Here is a 20,102-nt window from a genome sequence, read left to right on the forward strand (position 1 = left end):
AAGCGGATTCGCTGTGGCATTCCTGCAGATAGCGGTAACATCAGCATGGCGGCACCCTTGCATCGGGCGGGGCTTGGGTTCAGGTTCGCAGCAGTTCCATTCATAAGCGATAGGCCCGTCATGACCCCCCAAGATCAGTCCCGGCAGACGAAAGCCCTGTGCCAGCTGGCGCCGGTGATCCCGGTCATCGTCATCAAGGACGCAGGCCACGCCGAGGGGCTGGCGCGCGCGCTGGTCGCGGGCGGCCTGCCGGTGCTGGAGGTGACGCTGCGCTCGGATGCCGCGCTGGACGCGATCTGCGCCATGAGCCGCGTGTCGGGAGGCCATGTCGGCGCAGGCACCGTGCTGACCCCGGACGACGCGAAACGCGCCAAGGACGCGGGCGCCAGCTTTGCGGTCTCGCCCGGCCTGACCGACCGGCTGATCGCGGCCTGCGAGGATCTGGCCCTGCCGCTGCTGCCCGGAGCGGTCACCGCCTCCGAAGTCATGCGCGCCGCAGATGCCGGGTTTGACATGCTGAAGTTCTTCCCGGCCGAGGCGGTGGGCGGCGCCCCGGCGCTGAAATCGCTGGCAGGCCCCCTGCCCCGCATCAGTTTTTGCCCCACGGGCGGCGTCACGCCGCAGAACGCGACCAGCTATCTGTCCCTGCCCAACGTGATCTGCGTCGGTGGCAGCTGGATCGTGAGCGACGCCGACATGGCCGCCGGCAACTGGCATGCGATCGAGGATCGCGCCCGCACCGCCGCAGCCCTGCGCGGCTGACCATGGACCTGGCGCGCGCCCGCAGGAATGTCGCCGTCCTTGTGCTGGCGCAGGCGATCCTGGGCGCGCAGATGTCGGTCATCTTCATTGTGGGCGGGCTGGCGGGACAGATCCTGTCGCCGCATCCCTGCCTGGTGACGCTGCCGCTGTCGATGATCATCCTGGGCTCGACCCTGTCGGCGCGGCCGCTGGCACGCTTCATGCAGGCGCGCGGGCGGCAGGCGGGGTTCCTGCTGGCGGTGGCGGCAGGGGGCCTGGGCGCGGCCGTCGCGGCGGCCGGGCTGTGGCTGGGATCGTTCGGGCTGTTCATGGTCGGGTCGACCCTGACGGGCATCTACATGTCGGCGCAGGGCTTCTATCGCTTTGCCGCCACCGACACCGCGCCGGAAGATTACGCCCCCAAGGCCATCAGCCTGGTCATGGCCGGGGGCCTTGCCGCCGCGATCATCGGCCCCGCGCTGGTGCGGATGACCAGCGACCTGACGGCGGTGCCGTTCCTGGCGACCTATCTGGCGGTGATCGGCCTGAACCTGGCCGGGCCGGTCCTGTTTGCCTTTCTGGACATCCCCAAACCGCCCGCCCCGGTGGCGGGCGCACCGGCCGGGCGCCCGATGGGCCAGATCCTGCGGACCCCCGCCATCGCCGTCGCGATGATCTGCGGGATGGTGTCCTATGCGCTGATGAACCTGGTGATGACATCGACACCGCTGGCCGTGGTGGGCTGCGGCTATGACACGGCGGATGCGGCCAACATCGTCAGCGCGCATGTGCTGGCCATGTTCGCGCCCAGCTTTGTCACCGGCCACCTGATCGCCCGCTTCGGGGCCGAGACCATCGTGGGGCTGGGCCTGGCGATCCTGGCCGCCGCTGGCGCCGTCGCCCTGTCCGGGTTGGAGCTGGAGCAGTTCTTCATCGCGCTGATCCTGCTGGGGATCGGCTGGAACTTTGGCTATATCGGGGCCACGACCATGCTGACCCGCGCCCACGCCCCCGAGGAACGCGGCCGCGTGCAGGGCATGAACGATTTCGTCGTCTTCGGCGGGGTGTTCCTGGCATCCCTGTCGTCGGGCGGGCTGATGAACTGTTCGGGCGGGTCCATCGTCGCGGGCTGGAACGCGGTCAATCTGGCGATGCTGCCCTTCCTGGTGCTGGCGGGCGGAGCGCTGATCTGGCTGGTGATGCGTCCCCGCCCCGCCTGAGATCAGATCAGCGTCTTCTGCTCCGGTGGGGCGGGTTTGCGCCGCTTTGGCTTGTCGGGGACGCCCTCGGGGCGCACGGCCACGCGGCGATCGCCCGCGAATTGCAGCTCCACCCGCGGGGTCCGGGCGGCGACCTCGGGCGCGGTGATCACCCCGCCCTCCGGGTCGCGCAGGATCACGAAACCGCGCCGCAGCGTTTGTTCATGACCCAATGACAGCCGCATCCTGTCCAGCCGGACCAGCGCATCCTGCCGCTGAGCGCGGATACGGGCCATGGCCGCGACCAGCCGCCGGTCCAGATCGGCCAGCCGCGCGCCCTGCTGCGCCACCGCGCGCCGGGTGTCGGCCAGAACCCGCACCAGCGAATTCTCCAGCCGGTCGCGCAGCTGTGCCAGACGGTCGCGCGGACGCTCCAGTCGCCGGTTGCGCGCAGCCTCCAGCCGCATCAGCGCCCGGTCCAGCCCGGACCGCTTGCCTTGGGTGAACTGACGCAGCATGGCGGCGGGCATCGGGCGCGCGGCCAGCTGTTGCCGGCGCGCGCGGGCCAGCTGCCGCAGCGCCGGTTCCAGCCGCCCGCCCCACAGGTCCAGCCGCTGCCGCGCGCCCTCGGTCAGGGCGGCGGGGCGGCCCAGGGCGCGGGCCAGATCGCGCAAGCGCTGACGCGGGCGCTGGATCGCCTGCGCATTGCTGCGCGCCATCCGTGCCCCGGTTTCCGCCAGTCGTGTGGCCAGATCGGCGCGGACCGGCACGGCCATCTCGGCCGCGGCCGTGGGTGTCGGCGCCCGCCTGTCCGAAGCGAAATCAATCAGCGTCGTGTCCGTCTCATGCCCCACAGCCGATATAAGGGGAATGTCGCTTTCCGCCGCCGCCCGTACGACAGGTTCCTCATTGAAGCCCCACAGATCCTCCAGCGACCCGCCGCCGCGCGCCACGATGATCAGGTCGGGCCGCGGGATCGGCCCGCCCGGTGTCAGCGCGTTGAAGCCCCGGATCGCCGCCGTCACCTGCGGCGCGCAACCCTCGCCCTGCACGGCCACCGGCCAGATGATCACGCGGGTCGGAAACCGGTCGCGCAGCCGGTGCAGGATGTCGCGGATCACCGCGCCAGAGGGCGAGGTCACCACCCCGATCACCCGTGGCAGATAAGGCAGGGCGCGCTTGCGGTCCTGATCGAACAGCCCTTCGGCGGCCAGCGCCTTGCGACGCTTCTCCAGCATCGCCATCAGCGCGCCCGCACCCGCGGGTTCGATCTGATCGACGATCATCTGGTACTTCGACTGGCCCGGAAAGGTCGTCAGGCGGCCGGTGGCGATGACCTCCATCCCTTCCTCGGGGCGCTGGATCAGGCGGGCGGCCTGCCCCTTCCAGGTGACGGCGGCCAGGACGGCGCGGTCATCCTTCAGGTCGAAATACAGATGTCCCGATCCGGGGCGGGACACGCGGCCGACCTCGGCCCGCACGCGGACGCGGCCGAACTGATCCTCGATGCTGCGTTTGACCGCGCCGGACAGTTCGGACACGGTGAATTCATGCGCGTTGCTGCCCGGTTCGGGGGCATCGTCCATGTCGTCGTCCAGCAGGTCCATGCGTCTTGTTCCCTTGTCCGCGCCAGACTAGAACGCCGCAAGGTCAAGCGAAAGGGCGGCAGATGAATATCCTGATCCTGGGCGGCGGCGGGCGCGAACACGCGTTGGCCTGGGCAATCCGGCAGAACCCGAAATGCGACCGCCTGATCGTGGCGCCCGGCAATGCAGGCATCGCGGGCGTCGCCGAATGCGCCGATCTGGACGTGCTGTCGCGCGCCGAGGTCCTGGAGTTCGCTCAGGAAAACGCCATCGACTTCGTGATCGTCGGCCCCGAGGCGCCCTTGGCCGCAGGCGTGTCCGACGCCCTGCGCAACGCGGGCTTCCTGGTCTTTGGCCCGTCGCAGGCCGCAGCCCAGCTGGAGGCATCCAAAACCTTCACCAAGGAAATCTGCGACGCCTGCGCCGCCCCGACTGCAGCCTGGGCCCGGTTCACCGATGCCGCCGCCGCCCGCGATTACGTGACCGCCCAGGGCGCGCCGATCGTGGTCAAGGCCGACGGTCTGGCCGCCGGCAAGGGCGTCACCGTGGCCGAGACGGTGGAACAGGCACATGCCGCCATCGACGACATCTTCGACGGCGCATTCGGCGACATGTCCGTCGTCATCGAGGAGTTCATGGACGGAGAGGAAGCGAGCTTCTTCATCCTCTCCGACGGCACCGACTGTCTGGCCATCGGCACCGCCCAGGACCACAAGCGCGTGGGCGACGGCGATACCGGCCCAAACACCGGCGGCATGGGCGCCTACAGCCCCGCCCCGGTGCTGACGCAGGCGATCCAGGATCAGGTGATGGACCGCATCGTGCGCCCCACCATCGCCGAGATGGCGCGGCGCGGCACCCCGTTCCAGGGCGTGCTCTATGCCGGGCTGATGATCGCCGAGGGCCAAGCGCGGCTGGTCGAATACAACGTCCGCTTTGGCGACCCGGAATGCCAGGTGCTGATGATGCGGCTTGGCGGCCAGGTGCTGGACCTTCTTCTGGCCTGCGCCGAGGGGCGGCTGGCCGACACGCCCGTCACCTGGGCCGACGACCACGCCCTGACCGTGGTCATGGCCGCCCAGGGCTATCCCGGCGCCTATACCAAGGGCACCGCCATCCGCGGCCTGCAGGACCTGCCCGAAACCAGCTTCCAGATGACCTTCCACGCCGGCACCGACACCAAGGACGGCACCGTCATCGCCACAGGCGGACGCGTCCTTGCCTGCACCGGCCGCGGCGCCACCCTGGCCGAGGCGCATCAGCGCGCCTATGCGCTGGTCGACGCGATCGATTGGCCGCAGGGCTTCTGCCGCCGCGACATCGGCTGGCGCGCCCTCTGACAGCAAAGGGCCGGCGCGCCAAACACGCACCGGCCCCTGCCCTTCTTCTTCAGAAAAATATCCCCGCCGGAGGCATCCGCCCCCGCGCCCGGCGCGTCCCTCAGCTGGGAGAGTACAACCCCTCATAGATCGGCAGCAGCGTGTCCGTCTCGAACAGGCTGGACACCGATGTCCCGTTCCAGATGTTCAGGATCGCCTGCGTGAACATCGGCGCGGTCGGCACGATGCGGATGTTGGGCGCATTCTTGACTGCATCGGTCGGCTGGATCGAATCGGTGATGACCAGCGATTTCATCACCGATTTCGACACCCGCTCGACCGCAGGGCCGGACAGGACGCCGTGCGTGATATAGGCATGCACCTCGGTCGCACCATTGTCGGTCAGCACCTGCGCCGCCTTGCACAGCGTGCCCGCCGTGTCGCAGATGTCGTCCACGATGATGCAGGCCTTGCCCGACACGTCGCCGATCACGGTCATCTCGGCCACCTCGCCGGCCTTCTCGCGGCGCTTGTCCACGATGGCCAGGGGCGCGCCGATCCGGGTCGCCAGCTCGCGCGCGCGGGCCACGCCGCCCACATCCGGCGACACCACCATCAGATCGCCCATCCGGCCCTTGAAGTGATGCTGCACATCCAGCGCAAAGACCGGCGCCGCATAAAGGTTGTCCACCGGAATGTCGAAGAACCCCTGGATCTGCGCCGCATGCAGGTCCAGCGTCAGCACCCGGTCGATCCCCGCATTGGTCAGCAGGTTCGCGACCAGCTTGGCAGTGATGGGCGTGCGGGCCTTGGCGCGGCGGTCCTGGCGGGCGTAGCCGAAATAGGGGATCACGGCGGTGATGCGCGCGGCCGACGACCGCTTCAGTGCGTCGACCATGATCAGCAGTTCCATCAGGTTGTCATTGGCCGGGTTCGAGGTCGGCTGGATGATGTACATGTCCTCGCCGCGCACGTTCTCATAGACCTCGACGAAGATCTCGGCATCGTTGAACCGCTCGACCCGCGCATCCAGCAGGTTGACGCTCATGCCCCGGTGCAGGGACATGCGCCGCGCGATGCTTTGCGCCAGAGGTCGGTTGGCGTTTCCGGAAATCAGCTTGGGTTCGGTCATGACGGGCATGGGGCGGGGCCTTTGGCGGTTGCGTCAGATTGCGGCTGCCTTAGCACCGCGCTAGCCTGCGGCAAACCCGGAAAGGACAAAGCCATGGCCCATATCGACTATTATCTGGGGACCATCAGCCCCTGGTGCTATCTGGCGGGCGACCGGCTGGAACGGATCGCCGCCCGCCACGGCGCGCAGATCACCTACAGGCCGCTGGACCTGCTGCAGCTGTTCGACCGCACCGGCGGCGTGCGCCCCGCGCAGCGCCATGCCAGCCGCATGGACTATCGCAACCAGGAGCTGCCCCGGTGGGCCGACCATCTGGGCATGCCCCTGACCCTGAAACCGGCGCATTGGCCGGTGAACATGGCGCCCTCCTCCTATGCGATCATCGCGGCGCAGGAGGCGGGCGGCGGCGATCTGGGCGGGCTGGTGCACGGGTTCCTGCGCGCGGTCTGGGCCGAGAACCGCGACATCAGCGACGACGCGGTGATCCGTGACATCCTGGGCGCGCATGGGTTCGATCCGGCGCTGGCCGACACGGGGCTGTTCGTCGGCGCCGAAACCTATGGCCGCAATCTGGAACAGGCGGTCGCGGCGGGGGCCTTTGGCGCGCCCTTCTATATCGTGCGCGAGACCGATCAGCGGTTCTGGGGCCAGGACCGGCTGGACTTTCTGGACCGCCATCTGGCCACGCTGTGACGGGGCTGCATCTGCGCCACTGGCCGGGCGATGCCGACCGCCCGGCGCTGGCGCTGCATTGCATGATGGGTAGCGGGTCGTCCTGGGGCCCCATCGCCGCCGCGCTGGCGGGCCGCGTCGATCTGCGCGGGTTCGACATGCCCGGCCACGGGCGCAGCGACGACTGGCAGCCAACGCCCGACGGCCCGGACTACCACACGGCTGTCACGCGGCTGGCCGCGGCGATGATCGACCGGCCGCTGGACCTGATCGGCCACAGCTTCGGCGCGACCGTCGCGCTGCGCATCGCGGTGGCCGCCCCCGAGGCCGTGCGCAGCCTGACCCTGATCGAGCCGGTGCTGTTCGCCGCCTGCCCCGACCCCGCCCAGGATGCGCTGGACGCCCGGATGGCGGCCCTGCTGGACGAGGGTCGCGATGCCGAGGCGGCGGCGGCCTTCCTGTCGGTCTGGGGCGCGGTGCCGCCGCGGATCGGCGCGGCGATGCTGCGCCAGATCCGGCTGGTCGCGGGCACGGGCGATGCGCTGCGCCATGACAGCGCCCGCATCCTGCGCGAGGGCGGGCTGGAGCAAATCGACGCGCCGGTGCTGCTGATCCAGGGGGCCGACAGCCCGCCGGTGATCCGGGGCATCGCCGATGCCTTGGCCGCGCGCCTGCCCGATGTCGGCCGCGCGGTGGTGCCCGGTGCGGGCCACATGGCCCCACTGACCCACCCCCAGCAGGTCGCCGGACTGATCGCGGTGAACCTGGACCGCGCCTAGAGGATAAAGTCCTGTTCGTCGGGAACGGCGCCGGTCGCCGTCCATTGCACCCGCATCCGCGCGATGCGGGTGTCGCCCCAGGTCTGGAACACGATGTCGAACCCGGTCAGCGTGACATTCTGCGCCTGCAGGTCGCCGCGCTGGTTGCAGCCGCGGTCCAGATCCCACATCCCCACGCCCAGCTGCACGACGGGCGGCGCGACAAAGCGTTCACTGAACACGACATGCTGCCGCACCTGGCGTTCGCCCTGATCCGTCCACATCGGTCCCTGGGTGTCATCGTCGGAGACGATCATGACCTCTCCGTGCAGGATTCTGATTTCGTGGGTGGCAAATCTCTACATGGGCTCATCCCTTTGCGCAGCCCCGTCTTAGCGGGTCGCGCGGGGAAAAAAAGATCGGATGGAGCGCCATGCATCCTTGTGCCTCCCCTGCGGGGATTTTGGGGTAAGAAGGGTTAGATCAGTGCGGTCAGCCGCCCTTGTTGCAAGGGCCGATGCGACCCGGCGGCCTGCGCCACAGGCCGCGTTGCCCCCAAGACAGACGCCGCCCCCTTTTGGGCTTTCCACCGCCATGACGCAGCGGATCAACGAACGACCGCAGCTTGTCAGAGCGACCTGACCGGTGGGCAGGCTCCGACGATGAGCTCAGCGGGACGATCACCGTGTCTAGAAATCAATGGCGCGGTCGGTTTCGAAGCACGGTATCATTCACGTGCACATGACCGTCATGGGGTCCGGCACCCTTGACCCGGACCTTAAGGCCAACATCGACAAGGCACACCCCCCTTTCTGAGGACCACGCGCCGCCCCAACCCCTGCCGACCATATCCCGACGCGATGTTCGGGCTGTCCTCCGAAAGGTGCATGGAGGTTTCCACGCGACCCTCTCGTGAGCGCAGAGGGGACAAGGTGCCGACCGGCTGGCACGGCTGCTTCGAGCCCGTTTGCAAACTTTCATCCCAGTGACGCGCCGTTTTCTAACCCCACGATATACCGTCCTTCGCGTGCCTCAAGCCCTTGATGAGTTCTGATCGATGAGCAGCGTGATATGGCTATCGGGTATGTCCATCACGCGCCCTCGCCCGGCCTGTCTCAAGAACCATTGCCGCCCAAGTTTCGTGGATCTGGGGGTTCAGAGCAGCATCAATCTTTGCTATCGCGACGGTGTGCGACGGGGCGACGGGCTTGGAGAAAAATAGCCAGGCCCCTCCTCAATCGCTCTGAGCGCGAACACGATCACGCCGCCGTTGCCCGGATCGTGATAGGAATGCCGAAAAGGGAACCGATCGAGGACTATCTGATCACTGCCGGCTGACTGAAGCCCCCCCAGCCTGCGGTCTGCGCTCCAAAAACTCGCACCCGACCGCCGGATCGGGAGAACAATGGCGTTCTACAGCAAAGGAAATGGTCCTGCGGACAAGTCGCCCGAGATCGGAATACCAAATTGCATCCGCACACTGAGGCGAATGGGCAGCCAACTCCTCTCTTACGGCACGTGCAGGGAGTGGCACCATGGTGCAGCAGGATTCATGACGCCTTGCAGAGAGGGACGTGACCCGGCCAGCGGCGACGCATCCTATGAAAAGATGCCCAATAGTCGACACCGTAGACCGGGTGTCCCCATAGCAAGACATCGCACATAATAAACGGTGTCACAAAAGCGCGACTTCATGGAGATGACATCCGGCTGGCTTGTGACTTGGCGACATGTCGCCGCATCATATGGCACATGCCTGGAAACGTACTTTACCGCAGTTGCCTTGGCGGCAACCATCACCTGCGGCCGTGATCAGGATCAACCCAACCGCTCAGAGTATGACGGGTCGCGTAGTTCGCAGGAAGCAATATCCGCCATTCGGCAGGCCATGCCGATGTTCGAACCGACCAGAATGGTGAAGGCCCCGCCATCGCGGCGGGGCCTGCAAGTCGTGCATCAATCCGCAGTCAGAAGGGGCGTCTTGGATTTGCCGATCCGCGGTGCGTCGGGGCCGGTGATGTCGAACACGGGTTTGTCGTCCTCGATATTGACCCTGACCACGCCACCCTTGGTCAGGCGACCGAACAGCAACTCCTCGGCCAAGGGCTTTTTGATGCTTTCCTGGATCACGCGGCCCAAGGGGCGGGCGCCCATTCGGTCGTCATAGCCCTTCTCGGCCAGCCAGTTGGCGGCCTCGGGGGTCAGTTCAATATGGACGTTGCGGTCCATCAGCTGCGCCTCCAGCTGCAGCACGAACTTCTCGACCACATGGACCACCACGTCGCGCGACAGAGGCGCAAAGCTGATGATCGCGTCCAGACGGTTCCGGAACTCGGGCGTGAAGGTCCGCTCGATCGCGGCCGTATCCTCGCCCTCGCGCCGGTCGCGGCCAAAGCCGATCGCCGCCTTGGCCTGATCCGCGGCCCCTGCGTTCGACGTCATGATCAGGATCACGTTGCGGAAATCGACGGTCCGGCCGTTATGGTCGGTCAGACGCCCCGCATCCATGATCTGCAGCAGGATGTTGAACACATCCGGATGCGCCTTCTCGATCTCGTCCAACAGCAGCACGCAATGCGGGTGCTGGTCGACCCCATCGGTCAGCAGACCGCCCTGGTCAAAGCCAACATAGCCCGGAGGCGCGCCGATCAGGCGGCTGACGGCGTGCTTCTCCATGTATTCCGACATGTCGAAGCGGATCAGCTCGACGCCCAGGCTGGAGGCCAGCTGCTTGGCCACCTCGGTCTTGCCGACGCCGGTCGGGCCTGCGAACAGATAGTTGCCGATGGGCTTTTCCGGTTCGCGCAGGCCCGCGCGGGCCAGCTTGATGGCGCTGGACAGCATCTCGATGGCGTTGTCCTGGCCAAAGACGACACGCTTCAGACCGGCATCCAGATCGCGCAGGACCTCAGCGTCGTTCTTGCTGACGTTCTTGGGCGGAATGCGGGCGATCTTGGCGACGACGGCCTCGATCTCCTTGGGGCTGATCGTCTTGCGCCGCTTGCTCTCGCTGACCAGATGCTGGGCAGCACCGGCTTCGTCGATGACGTCGATGGCGCTGTCGGGCAGCTTGCGGTCATTGATATAGCGCGCAGCCAGCTCCACCGCCGACTTGATCGCGTCATTGGTGTAGCGCAGGTCGTGATGCGCCTCGAAATGCGGCTTCAGACCCATCAGAATCTTGATGGTGTCGGGCACCGAAGGCTCGTTCACGTCGATCTTCTGGAACCGGCGGCTCAGCGCGCGGTCCTTTTCGAAGTGCTGGCGATACTCCTTGTAGGTCGTGGAGCCCATGCAGCGCAGCTTGCCACCCGCCAGCGCGGGCTTCAGCAGGTTCGACGCATCCATCGCGCCCCCGGAGGTCGCGCCCGCACCGATGACGGTGTGGATCTCGTCGATGAACAGGATCGCATCGGGATGCGCCTCCAGCTCCTTGACGACGGCCTTCAGGCGCTCCTCGAAATCGCCGCGATAGCGGGTGCCGGCCAGCAGCGCGCCCATGTCCAGCGAGAAGATCGTGGCACCGGCCAGAACCTCGGGGGTCTCTCCGCGGGTGATCTTCAGCGCCAGGCCCTCGGCGATGGCGGTCTTGCCGACGCCGGGGTCACCCACCAGCAGGGGGTTGTTCTTGCGCCGACGGCACAGGACCTGGATCGCGCGCTCGACCTCGGGTTCGCGACCAATCAGGGGGTCGACGTCACCCTTCTTGGACTTGACGTTCAGGTCCACGCAATACTTGCCAAGGGCGGTCTCGTCCTTGGGGTCGGGGGCGGCCTCGGCCTGCTTGGCCTCGGCGGGCTCGTCCGATCCGACCACCTTGCGGGGCTCGTTGAAGGACGGGTTCTTGGCCACGCCATGCGCGATGAAGTTCACCGCGTCATAGCGGGTCATGTCCATCTCCTGCAGGAAGAAGGCCGCGTTAGATTCGCGTTCGGCGAAGATGGCCACCAGCACGTTGGCCCCGGTCACCTCCTGGCGGCCCGAGCTTTGGACATGGATGGCGGCGCGCTGGATCACCCGCTGGAAGGCGGCCGTCGGCACCGCCTCGGAGCCTTCGACATCGGTGATCAGCGTGGACAGGTCATCCTCGATGAAATCGACCAGGGTCTTGCGCAGCTCTTCCAGATCGACGTTGCAGGCGCGCATGACCTTGACCGCGTCGGGTTCCTCGGTCAGCGCCAGCAACAGATGTTCCAGCGTCGCAAGCTCGTGTCGATGTTCGTTCGCCAGCGCAAGCGCCTGGTGAATGGCCTGTTCCAGGGAGGTCGAGAAACTTGGCACGGTCGTCTCCTGTCAGTCGGCTGGCGGTATGGGCTGTTCGCGGCCCACCTGCCCAGACTGTCATGGTAGGGTTAAGATTTGGTGGATTTCGCCTGGCATCAAGTGGTTTTTCCGACAGGTGCCACGTTTTTCCCCCGGTTGAGGCCAATGTGATGTCGCAACGCCCGCATTTCAAGCGTATCGCGCCCGGCCCCCTGTGCGCCGGTGCCGCAGGGGGTCAGAATTCGTCCTTCATCCGGCGCAGCCGCGCAAAGACCGCGGCGTCGTCCTGACCCTCCATGCCAAGGGGGCCGCGCAGCGCCGAGATCCGCAGGAACGGGTTGGTCGCGCGCTCTTCGGCCAGGGTCGCGGGGGCGCAGGGGCTGCGCGCCTCGGCGATGGCGGCCAGGCGGTCGTGCAGGTCGGGGTTGTCGGCATCGACGGACAGCGCAAAGGCGCCGTTGCCCGCGCAATAGTCGTGTCCCGAACAGATCAGCGTGTCCCCGGGCAGGGCATTCAGGCGCGACAGGCTGTCCCACATCATCGCCGGATCGCCCTCGAACAGGCGGCCGGAGCCGAGGGCCATCAGGCTGTCGGCGGTAAAGGCCATGGCGCTGGCCGGGAAATGGAACGCCACGTGACCCACCGTATGGCCCGACACGTCGATCACCTCGACCGCCTCGCCCAGCACCTCCAGCGGCTCTCCGGGGGCCACGCGGACGTCCAGCGGCGGCAGGCGGTGCGCATCGGCGGCCGCCCCGATGACGCGCGCCCCGGTGGCCGCGACGATGTCGGGGACGGCCTGGATGTGGTCGTCGTGGTGATGGGTCAGCAGGATCGCGTCCAGGCCCCAGCCCCGCGCCTCCAGTTCGGTCAGGACCGGCATCGCCTCGGGGGCGTCGATCAGCACGGTGCCCGCGTCGGAATGCAGCAGGTAGGCATAGTTGTCCTTGAGGCAGCGCAGCGTGACCAGTTCCAGCGGCATTGGCAAATCCTTGACCTTGTGTTCACCTGAGCCTGTCAAAACCGGGACCTGCGCGCAATGCACCATGACATCGACCAGCTGCGGCGCTTTTATTACCAGCGGGCGCTTGGCCGCGTGGTCCAGCGCATCCTGCGCGACCGGCTGACCGCGCGGTGGGCGCCGGGGGGCTGCACGGGCATGACGGTGGCGGGGTTCGGCTTTGCCGCGCCGATGCTGCGGCCCTATCTGCCGACGGCGCGCCGGGTGACGGCGCTGATGCCCGGGCCGCAGGGGGTGATGGGCTGGCCCGCCGGCCAGGCCAACCATTCGGTCCTGTGCGACGAGACCGCATGGCCGATCGAGACCGGCAGCCTGGACCGGCTGGTCATGCTGCACGGGCTGGAGACCAGCGAGCATCCGCGCGAATTGCTGGCCGAGGCCTGGCGCTGCCTGGGACCGGGGGGGCGGATGATGCTGATGGTGCCGAACCGGGCGGGCCTGTGGGCGGCCTCGGACCGCACGCCCTTTGGCTTCGGGCGGTCCTACACCACCGGCCAGGTCGAGGCGCAGATGCGCCGCGCGGGGTTCCAGAACGACTGGCACGGCAGCGCGGTCTATATCCCGCCTTCCGACAGGCGATTCTGGTTGCGCAGCGCCCAGTTCTGGGAACGCACCGGCGCGCGCATCAGCCGGGTGCTGATCGCGGGCGTGATCCTGGTCGAACTGTCCCGCCAGACCCGCGCCCCGGTCGGTCCGGGGGTGCGAATCCATGTGCCCAGCCCGCTGGAGATCCTGGACGGCGTGGCGCGCCCCCGCCCGCAAACCGCGCCCACCGCCCGCAAAAGCGACTGAATCCCACCCCTGATGCGACATCCTGCCGCATAAAGACCAGGCGGTTCGGGGCGGGTGTTAGCGCTGTCCGTCGGGGGTTTTCGCAAACCTGCGCCCTTTGTCGCAAAGGCCCGCGTTTCCCTGCCCTTGTAGGTTGCCGGGCGTCAAATCACCTGCTAGAGACGCCCCAGATTTGCGCGCGACCTTCCATCAGCCGCGCGACCGCGACCCGCACCCCGCGACAGACCAGGCGACAGCCCGGCCCGCCAGCGGGGTTTGGGCAAACCGTAAAGGATGACCGTGGCCAACTCTGTTTCCATGTCCCAGAGCATCGCCGGACGCTATGCGCAGGCCGTCTTCGAGATCGCGAAGGAAAGCGGGGGCATCGACGCCCTGGCGACCCAGACCGCCGATCTGGACGCGGCCCTGCACGACAGCGCCGAGCTGCGCGACCTGATCGCCAGCCCGATCTATTCCCGCGATCAGCAGGCCCGCGCCGTCGGCGCGCTGGCCACCCGGATGCAGCTGTCGCCGGTGCTGGCCAACACGCTGCAGCTGATGGCGCAGAACCGCCGGCTGTTCGTGCTGCCGCAGCTGGTGTCGCGCCTGTCCGACCTGATCGCCGCCGAGCGCGGCGAGGTCACCGCCGACGTCACCAGCGCCATCGCGCTGACGGATGCGCAGATGGACCGCCTGAAACAGACCCTGGCCGAGAAATCGGGCAAGACGGTCAAGCTGAACACGCGCGTCGATGAGACCCTCATCGGCGGCATGATTGTCAAGTTGGGCTCGCAGATGATCGACAGCTCGGTCCGCTCGAAGCTCGCTTCCCTGCAGAATGTCATGAAAGAGGTCGGATAATGGGAATCCAGGCTGCCGAAATTTCGGCGATCCTCAAGGAGCAGATCAAGAACTTCGGCCAGGACGCCGAAGTTGCCGAAGTTGGTCAGGTCCTGTCCGTCGGTGACGGCATCGCGCGCGTCTATGGTCTGGACAAGGTCCAGGCCGGCGAGATGGTCGAATTCCCCGGCGGAATCCGCGGCATGGTGCTGAACCTCGAGACCGACAACGTCGGTATCGTGATCTTCGGCGACGACCGCTCGATCAAGGAAGGCGATACCGTCAAGCGCACGCGCTCGATCGTGGACGTTCCGGTCGGCAAGGCCCTGCTGGGCCGCGTCGTGGACGGCCTGGGCAACCCGATCGACGGCAAGGGCCCGATCGAGACGACCGAGCGCCGCATCGCCGACATGAAGGCCCCCGGCATCATGCCGCGCAAATCGGTGCACGAGCCGATGGCAACCGGCCTGAAATCCGTGGACGCCATGATCCCCGTTGGCCGCGGCCAGCGCGAGCTGATCATCGGTGACCGCCAGACCGGCAAGACCGCGATCGCGCTGGACACGATCCTGAACCAGATGAGCTATAACGGCCGCGAGGCCGAGGGCATGAAGACCCTGCACTGCATCTATGTCGCGGTCGGCCAGAAGCGTTCGACCGTGGCCCAGCTGGTCAAGAAGCTGGAAGAGACCGGCGCCATGGCCTATACCACCGTCGTGGCCGCGACCGCGTCCGACCCGGCGCCGATGCAGTTCCTGGCCCCCTATTCGGGCACCGCGATCGGCGAATATTTCCGCGACAACGGCATGGATGCGCTGATCATCTATGATGATCTGTCCAAGCAGGCCGTGGCCTATCGCCAGATGTCGCTGCTGCTGCGCCGTCCGCCCGGACGCGAAGCCTATCCGGGCGACGTGTTCTATCTGCACTCGCGCCTGCTGGAGCGTTCGGCCAAGCTGAACGAGGCCAACGGCTCGGGCTCGCTGACCGCGCTGCCGATCATCGAGACGCAGGCGGGCGACGTGTCGGCCTATATCCCAACCAACGTGATCTCGATCACCGACGGCCAGATCTTCCTGGAGACGGAACTGTTCTTCCAGGGCGTCCGCCCGGCCGTGAACACCGGTCTGTCGGTCAGCCGCGTGGGTTCGGCCGCCCAGACCAAGGCGATGAAATCCGTCGCTGGTCCGGTCAAGCTGGAACTGGCGCAGTACCGCGAGATGGCGGCCTTTGCCCAGTTCGGTTCGGATCTGGACGCCGCGACTCAGCGCCTGCTGAACCGGGGTGCCCGCCTGACCGAGCTGATGAAGCAGCCGCAGTATCGTCCGCTGACCAACGCCGAGATCGTGATCGTGATCTATGCCGGGACCAAGGGCTATATCGACCAGGTTCCCGTCCGCGAGATCGTCGCCTGGGAAGAGGGTCTGATCCAGTTCCTGCGCAGCCAGAAGTCCGACCTGCTGGACGACATGACCCGCAACGACCGCAAGGTCAGCGGCGATCTGGAAAATGCGATCAAGGCGGTGCTGGACGAATACAACAGCACCCGCGCCTGAGAGGGGGAATAGATGCCCAGTCTCAAGGATCTCAAGAACCGGATCGGCAGCGTCAAGAACACGCGCAAGATCACCAAGGCGATGCAGATGGTCGCCGCCGCCAAACTGCGCCGTGCGCAGGAGGCGGCGGAGGCCGCGCGCCCCTATGCCGACCGCATGGCGGCCGTCATGGCCGGCCTGACCGCGAATGCGGCAGGCCAGTCCGGCGCGCCGCGCCTGTTGGCCGGCACGGGTGAGGACAAGCGTCACCTGCTGGTCGTGATGACGGCGGAACGCGGTCTGGCCGGGGGCTTCAACAGCTCGATCGTGCGTCTGGCGCGCGTTCATGCGGAACGGCTGCGGGCCGAGGGCAAGCAGGTCGCGATCCTGACCGTTGGCAAGAAGGGCCGCGAGCAGCTCAAGCGCGACTATGGCAGCCTGTTCGTGCATCATGTCGACCTCTCCGAGGTCAAGCGCATGGGCTATGACACCGCCCGCGCCATCACGGACGAGGTTCTGGCCCGTTTTGACGGCGGCGATTTCGACGTGGCGACGATCTTCTACAACCGCTTCGAATCGGTGATCAGCCAGATCCCGACCGCGCGTCAGATCATCCCCGCCGAGGTGCCCGAAGGGGCCACCGCCAACGCGCTGTACGACTACGAGCCGGGTGAGGATGCGCTGCTGGCAGAGCTGCTGCCGCGATCCGTCGCGACGCAGATCTTTGCCGCCCTTCTGGAGAATGCAGCGTCCGAGCAGGGCGCGCGGATGAGTGCCATGGACAACGCCACGCGCAACGCGGGCGACATGATCGACCGACTGACGACGCAGTACAACCGCTCGCGTCAGGCTGCGATCACCACGGAGCTGATCGAAATCATTGCGGGCGCCGAGGCGCTCTGACCGTAAAGCAAAGGTGACAACATGGCAGAGGCCACTGGTAAAATCACGCAGGTGATCGGCGCCGTCGTTGACGTGCAGTTCGAAGACCAGCTTCCGGCGATTCTGAACGCGCTGGTGACGACCAACAACGGCAAGAAGCTGGTGCTGGAAGTTGCCCAGCATCTGGGCGAGAACACCGTCCGCACCATCGCCATGGACGCGACCGAAGGTCTGGTCCGCGGCGAGGTCGTGACCGACACCGGCAACCCGATCATGGTGCCCGTGGGGGACGTGACCCTGGGCCGCATCCTGAACGTCGTGGGCGAGCCCGTCGACGAGGGCGCCGACCTGGCCGCCAGCGAGACCCGCGCCATCCACCAGCCGGCCCCCGACTTTGCCGCGCAGGCGACCAGCTCGGAGATCCTGGTGACCGGCATCAAGGTCATCGACCTGTTGGCCCCCTACTCCAAGGGCGGCAAGATCGGCCTGTTCGGCGGCGCCGGCGTGGGCAAGACGGTTCTGATCATGGAACTGATCAACAACATCGCCAAAGTGCACTCGGGCTACTCCGTGTTCGCAGGCGTTGGTGAGCGCACCCGCGAAGGCAACGACCTGTATCACGAGATGGTCGAATCGGGCGTCATCGTCCCCGACAACCTGTCGGAGTCGAAAGTGGCCCTGGTCTATGGCCAGATGAACGAGCCGCCGGGAGCCCGCATGCGCGTCGCCCTGACCGGTCTGACCCTGGCCGAACAGTTCCGTGACGCGTCGGGCACGGACGTGCTGTTCTTCGTGGACAACATCTTCCGCTTCACCCAGGCCGGGTCCGAAGTGTCGGCTCTGCTGGGTCGCATTCCGTCCGCCGTGGGCTATCAGCCGACGCTGGCCACCGACATGGGCGCGATGCAGGAACGCATCACCTCGACCAAGAACGGCTCGATCACCTCGATCCAGGCCGTCTACGTCCCGGCCGACGACCTCACCGACCCGGCGCCTGCCACGACCTTTGCCCACCTGGACGCCACGACGGTTCTGTCGCGTGCGATCTCGGAACTGGGCATCTACCCGGCCGTGGACCCGCTGGACTCCAACAGCCGCATCCTTGACCCCGCCGTCGTCGGCGAGGAGCACTACCAGGTGGCGCGCGACGTGCAGGGCATCCTGCAGAAGTACAAGTCGCTGCAGGACATCATCGCGATCCTAGGCATGGACGAACTGTCCGAAGAGGACAAGCTGACCGTGACCCGCGCGCGCAAGATCCAGCGCTTCCTGTCGCAGCCCTTCGACGTGGCCAAGGTCTTCACCGGTTCGGACGGCGTCCAGGTGCCGCTGGAAAAGACCATCGCCTCGTTCAAGGCGGTCGTCGCGGGTGAATACGACCACCTGCCGGAATCGGCCTTCTACATGGTCGGCGACATCGAGGACGTGAAGGCCAAGGCACAGCGTCTGGCCGCAGAAGCGGCGTAAGGGGGCACAATGGCCGATACCATGCAGTTCGACCTCGTGTCGCCGGAACGGAGGCTCGCCTCCGTTCCCGTGCGCGAGGTGCGCCTGCCGGGCAGCGATGGCGATCTGACCGCCATGCCCGGCCATGCGCCCACGATCGTGACCCTGCGTCCGGGCATGGTGATCCTGGTCGGTGCCGACGGCGCCACCAGCGAATTCGCCGTGACCGGCGGCTTTGCCGAGATCAATCAGGACAGCGTCAGCCTGCTGGCCGAACGCGGTCACCCGCGCGAGGAGCTGACGCAGGAGGTCTATAACGACATGCTGCGCGACGCCCACCGCGTGCATCGCAACGCCACCGACCGGCGCGAGCAGGTTGGCGAAGAGATCGTAACCGCCGCCGTCAAGCTCTTGGGCGACATGCAGGCGCTTGGCACGCATATCGGGCTGGACCCCAACCAGTCCACCGTCCCCGACTGATCGCCATCCATCGGCACTCCATCAAAGCCCCGGTCCCGACCGGGGCTTTTGTCATGAGTCAATGGTTCGCCCAGCCAGAATGGCGGCTTATGTATGGAACCATGGGGTTTTGCGACGCTCTAGAACGGTTAATTTTATGTCTCATTGGTGCTTCAGGCTCTGCAAGAAGACCTGATTGGTCATCAACCTGTTCTGGCTGACCGAGGCGCAGATAGCCTACTACCTTCAGGTCATTCCCAAGAGCCACGGCCACACGGGTGTTGGCGATCTTTGGACCCTCAACGGCGTTATCATCATTAATCGCAATGGTTTGTCGTGGTGCGATACGCCGGGGAAACGCGCCCCCGCGAAAGCTTTCTCCAATTCTCGGAAACAGTAGAAGGATTTCGGGGTCTTCGACCGGGCCATGGGCTGACCGCCGAAGTGACGGGTGCAGAGACGATCATCAACAATGCGGCCTATCTAAAGGGTGCCTCACACGGGTCGCAGCCGGCATGCGAAGAGGGTGCGCGCGACAGGCAAGCGGGTCGAACAGAAGAGTTCGAGGGAAAGGGAAATTGTCCTGGGAACAGTTTTGTCCGACAATGTTCCGAGAAGCTGCAGGCTGTCACTGATGTGAAAGTCCGACCGATCCGCTTCTACATATTTGCAGGATAGGTTAGCGATTACGCCGTCACGGTGGCGCTTCTGAGCGGCCGCCAATGGCTGACTGTTTCCTGAGAGGATGGAATATGACGCTGACTATCTACAAAACGCATGCCAGAATAGCAGGATAGAAGCGTCTATTTCAGGCGTGGCGTCCCGTAAGATCACAGTGAAATACGCCAAGCGGCGCTGCAAAGGCCGTCACCGCATCGAAATTTTGCTCGGTCGCCTCAAGGAATGCGGATGTGTCGCTCGGCGGTACGACAAGTGCCCGGAGACATACCATTCCGCCATCGCTTTGGCTGCGACCGCCATTGCCTGACTGCGATCAAGACGGAGGTCCGACCCCAGGGCTGGGCCGGGCAAACACCCTGATGCTCATGGACGAGCGCACTTACCAAGCAGAAACTGTGGCACTTCAATTGTTCAGACGCGAACTGGACATCGCACCGCCCGACCAGTCATGGCAGACCCGCTCAAAAGCCATATGTTATCGACACGCAGGCCCCTCTATTGCCTTAAACGGCTTCTTCCAGGGATATAATCTCCAAGGGCCACTTGGACTGACGGCGCGCAGCACCTCACGCGCAGCGGCGATCAAAGAATCCGGAACACGCCATTTCCCGCGTCACCTATCTAATAACCGTTGCTGATACCGCCGCCCCGGCAGAACTCGACTACCAGCGCTCGACCGTGATCAAGACGTTTGGTCGCAAGGACACGCCCCGCAATCTGTCCTGTCGGCTCTCTGCGCAATTCCTGCACGCACCACGTGAAAAGATATGCCGTCTGCGGCCTTTGCCGCAGAGCTA

18 protein-coding genes are annotated in these 20,102 nt (G+C 66.2%); 13 read left to right on the forward strand and 5 right to left on the reverse strand.

What is annotated here, in order from left to right:
• Window positions 1–120 precede the first annotated feature (120 nt).
• Entirely contained in the window at window positions 121–762 is a 642-nt protein-coding gene (gene eda / locus FA740_RS04975; RefSeq protein WP_136855666.1) for a bifunctional 4-hydroxy-2-oxoglutarate aldolase/2-dehydro-3-deoxy-phosphogluconate aldolase, read from the forward strand.
• Between the two features lie 2 nt (window positions 763–764).
• Window positions 765–1,961, forward strand: a complete 1,197-nt coding sequence (locus tag FA740_RS04980; RefSeq protein WP_136855667.1) for an MFS transporter — start codon at window positions 765–767, stop codon at window positions 1,959–1,961.
• A gap of 2 nt (window positions 1,962–1,963) precedes the next feature.
• Here FA740_RS04980 and xseA read toward each other — a convergent pair whose 3' ends face one another.
• On the reverse strand, window positions 1,964–3,547 hold the full coding sequence (xseA, locus tag FA740_RS04985; RefSeq protein WP_136855668.1) for an exodeoxyribonuclease VII large subunit: 1,584 nt from the start codon (window positions 3,545–3,547) through the stop codon (window positions 1,964–1,966).
• Between the two features lie 62 nt (window positions 3,548–3,609).
• Between xseA and purD the strand changes: the two genes are divergently transcribed.
• Window positions 3,610–4,866, forward strand: a complete 1,257-nt coding sequence (purD, locus tag FA740_RS04990) for a phosphoribosylamine--glycine ligase (RefSeq protein WP_136855669.1) — start codon at window positions 3,610–3,612, stop codon at window positions 4,864–4,866.
• Between the two features lie 100 nt (window positions 4,867–4,966).
• Here the strand turns inward: purD and FA740_RS04995 are convergent, their stop codons facing one another.
• Window positions 4,967–5,986: a ribose-phosphate pyrophosphokinase gene (locus FA740_RS04995; RefSeq protein ID WP_136855670.1), complete on the reverse strand. Its 1,020-nt coding sequence runs from the start codon at window positions 5,984–5,986 to the stop codon at window positions 4,967–4,969.
• 84 nt (window positions 5,987–6,070) lie between these two features.
• On the opposite strand from FA740_RS04995, the gene FA740_RS05000 reads away from it, so the two are divergent.
• Window positions 6,071–6,670, forward strand: a complete 600-nt coding sequence (locus FA740_RS05000; RefSeq protein WP_136855671.1) for a 2-hydroxychromene-2-carboxylate isomerase — start codon at window positions 6,071–6,073, stop codon at window positions 6,668–6,670.
• A complete protein-coding gene (locus FA740_RS05005; RefSeq protein ID WP_136855672.1) occupies window positions 6,667–7,428 on the forward strand; it encodes an alpha/beta fold hydrolase in 762 nt (253 codons plus the stop codon). Before FA740_RS05000 ends, FA740_RS05005 begins: the two co-directional genes overlap by 4 nt.
• Here the strand turns inward: FA740_RS05005 and FA740_RS05010 are convergent.
• The 3 genes from FA740_RS05010 to gloB all read right to left on the reverse strand — a co-directional run bounded on the left by FA740_RS05010 (window position 7,425) and on the right by gloB (window position 12,652).
• A complete protein-coding gene (locus tag FA740_RS05010; RefSeq protein WP_136855673.1) occupies window positions 7,425–7,724 on the reverse strand; it encodes an H-type lectin domain-containing protein in 300 nt (99 codons plus the stop codon). The genes FA740_RS05005 and FA740_RS05010 overlap by 4 nt on opposite strands.
• A 1,639-nt stretch (window positions 7,725–9,363) precedes the next feature.
• On the reverse strand, window positions 9,364–11,688 hold the full coding sequence (gene clpA / locus FA740_RS05015) for an ATP-dependent Clp protease ATP-binding subunit ClpA (protein WP_136855674.1): 2,325 nt from the start codon (window positions 11,686–11,688) through the stop codon (window positions 9,364–9,366).
• Between the two features lie 217 nt (window positions 11,689–11,905).
• Window positions 11,906–12,652, reverse strand: coding sequence for a hydroxyacylglutathione hydrolase (gene gloB, locus FA740_RS05020; RefSeq protein ID WP_136855675.1), 747 nt, complete (start codon window positions 12,650–12,652; stop codon window positions 11,906–11,908).
• Between the two features lie 57 nt (window positions 12,653–12,709).
• On the opposite strand from gloB, the gene FA740_RS05025 reads away from it, so the two are divergent.
• From FA740_RS05025 to FA740_RS05060, 8 genes are all read left to right on the forward strand, one after another.
• On the forward strand, window positions 12,710–13,483 hold the full coding sequence (locus tag FA740_RS05025; protein ID WP_136855676.1) for a methyltransferase domain-containing protein: 774 nt from the start codon (window positions 12,710–12,712) through the stop codon (window positions 13,481–13,483).
• 273 nt (window positions 13,484–13,756) lie between these two features.
• On the forward strand, window positions 13,757–14,323 hold the full coding sequence (locus tag FA740_RS05030; RefSeq protein ID WP_136855677.1) for a F0F1 ATP synthase subunit delta: 567 nt from the start codon (window positions 13,757–13,759) through the stop codon (window positions 14,321–14,323).
• Window positions 14,323–15,858 carry a F0F1 ATP synthase subunit alpha gene (atpA, locus tag FA740_RS05035; RefSeq protein ID WP_136855678.1) on the forward strand — a complete coding sequence of 512 codons (1,536 nt, stop codon included), beginning with the start codon at window positions 14,323–14,325 and terminating at the stop codon, window positions 15,856–15,858. Before FA740_RS05030 ends, atpA begins: the two co-directional genes overlap by 1 nt.
• A gap of 12 nt (window positions 15,859–15,870) precedes the next feature.
• Entirely contained in the window at window positions 15,871–16,740 is an 870-nt protein-coding gene (locus tag FA740_RS05040) for a F0F1 ATP synthase subunit gamma (RefSeq protein ID WP_136855679.1), read from the forward strand.
• A 21-nt stretch (window positions 16,741–16,761) separates the two neighbouring features.
• Window positions 16,762–18,186 (forward strand): F0F1 ATP synthase subunit beta, encoded by a 1,425-nt coding sequence (gene atpD / locus FA740_RS05045; protein WP_136855680.1) that lies wholly within the window; start codon window positions 16,762–16,764, stop codon window positions 18,184–18,186.
• Between the two features lie 9 nt (window positions 18,187–18,195).
• Window positions 18,196–18,645 carry a F0F1 ATP synthase subunit epsilon gene (locus tag FA740_RS05050; RefSeq protein WP_136855681.1) on the forward strand — a complete coding sequence of 150 codons (450 nt, stop codon included), beginning with the start codon at window positions 18,196–18,198 and terminating at the stop codon, window positions 18,643–18,645.
• Between the two features lie 175 nt (window positions 18,646–18,820).
• On the forward strand, window positions 18,821–19,024 hold the full coding sequence (locus FA740_RS05055; protein ID WP_136855682.1) for a hypothetical protein: 204 nt from the start codon (window positions 18,821–18,823) through the stop codon (window positions 19,022–19,024).
• A gap of 345 nt (window positions 19,025–19,369) precedes the next feature.
• Window positions 19,370–19,612, forward strand: a complete 243-nt coding sequence (locus FA740_RS05060; RefSeq protein ID WP_136855683.1) for a transposase — start codon at window positions 19,370–19,372, stop codon at window positions 19,610–19,612.
• Window positions 19,613–20,102: the final 490 nt, after the last annotated feature.

The organism is Paracoccus hibiscisoli (genome assembly GCF_005048265.1).
GTDB classification, from domain to species: domain Bacteria; phylum Pseudomonadota; class Alphaproteobacteria; order Rhodobacterales; family Rhodobacteraceae; genus Paracoccus; species Paracoccus hibiscisoli.

Bases quoted from the DNA above. Each gene is read 5' to 3' on its own strand.
- FA740_RS04980 (WP_136855667.1), top strand. From the start codon at position 765: ATGGACCTGGCGCGCGCCCGCAGGAATGTCGCCGTCCTTGTGCTGGCG.
- FA740_RS05000 (WP_136855671.1), top strand. From the start codon at position 6,071: ATGGCCCATATCGACTATTATCTGGGGACCATCAGCCCCTGGTGCTAT.
- FA740_RS05010 (WP_136855673.1), bottom strand. From the start codon at position 7,724: ATGATCGTCTCCGACGATGACACCCAGGGACCGATGTGGACGGATCAG.
- atpA (WP_136855678.1), top strand. From the start codon at position 14,323: ATGGGAATCCAGGCTGCCGAAATTTCGGCGATCCTCAAGGAGCAGATC.
- FA740_RS05060 (WP_136855683.1), top strand. From the start codon at position 19,370: ATGGAATATGACGCTGACTATCTACAAAACGCATGCCAGAATAGCAGG.
- eda (WP_136855666.1), top strand. From the start codon at position 121: ATGACCCCCCAAGATCAGTCCCGGCAGACGAAAGCCCTGTGCCAGCTG.
- atpD (WP_136855680.1), top strand. From the start codon at position 16,762: ATGGCAGAGGCCACTGGTAAAATCACGCAGGTGATCGGCGCCGTCGTT.
- xseA (WP_136855668.1), bottom strand. From the start codon at position 3,547: ATGGACCTGCTGGACGACGACATGGACGATGCCCCCGAACCGGGCAGC.
- FA740_RS04995 (WP_136855670.1), bottom strand. From the start codon at position 5,986: ATGCCCGTCATGACCGAACCCAAGCTGATTTCCGGAAACGCCAACCGA.
- gloB (WP_136855675.1), bottom strand. From the start codon at position 12,652: ATGCCGCTGGAACTGGTCACGCTGCGCTGCCTCAAGGACAACTATGCC.
- purD (WP_136855669.1), top strand. From the start codon at position 3,610: ATGAATATCCTGATCCTGGGCGGCGGCGGGCGCGAACACGCGTTGGCC.
- FA740_RS05050 (WP_136855681.1), top strand. From the start codon at position 18,196: ATGGCCGATACCATGCAGTTCGACCTCGTGTCGCCGGAACGGAGGCTC.
- FA740_RS05025 (WP_136855676.1), top strand. From the start codon at position 12,710: ATGCACCATGACATCGACCAGCTGCGGCGCTTTTATTACCAGCGGGCG.
- FA740_RS05040 (WP_136855679.1), top strand. From the start codon at position 15,871: ATGCCCAGTCTCAAGGATCTCAAGAACCGGATCGGCAGCGTCAAGAAC.
- FA740_RS05030 (WP_136855677.1), top strand. From the start codon at position 13,757: ATGACCGTGGCCAACTCTGTTTCCATGTCCCAGAGCATCGCCGGACGC.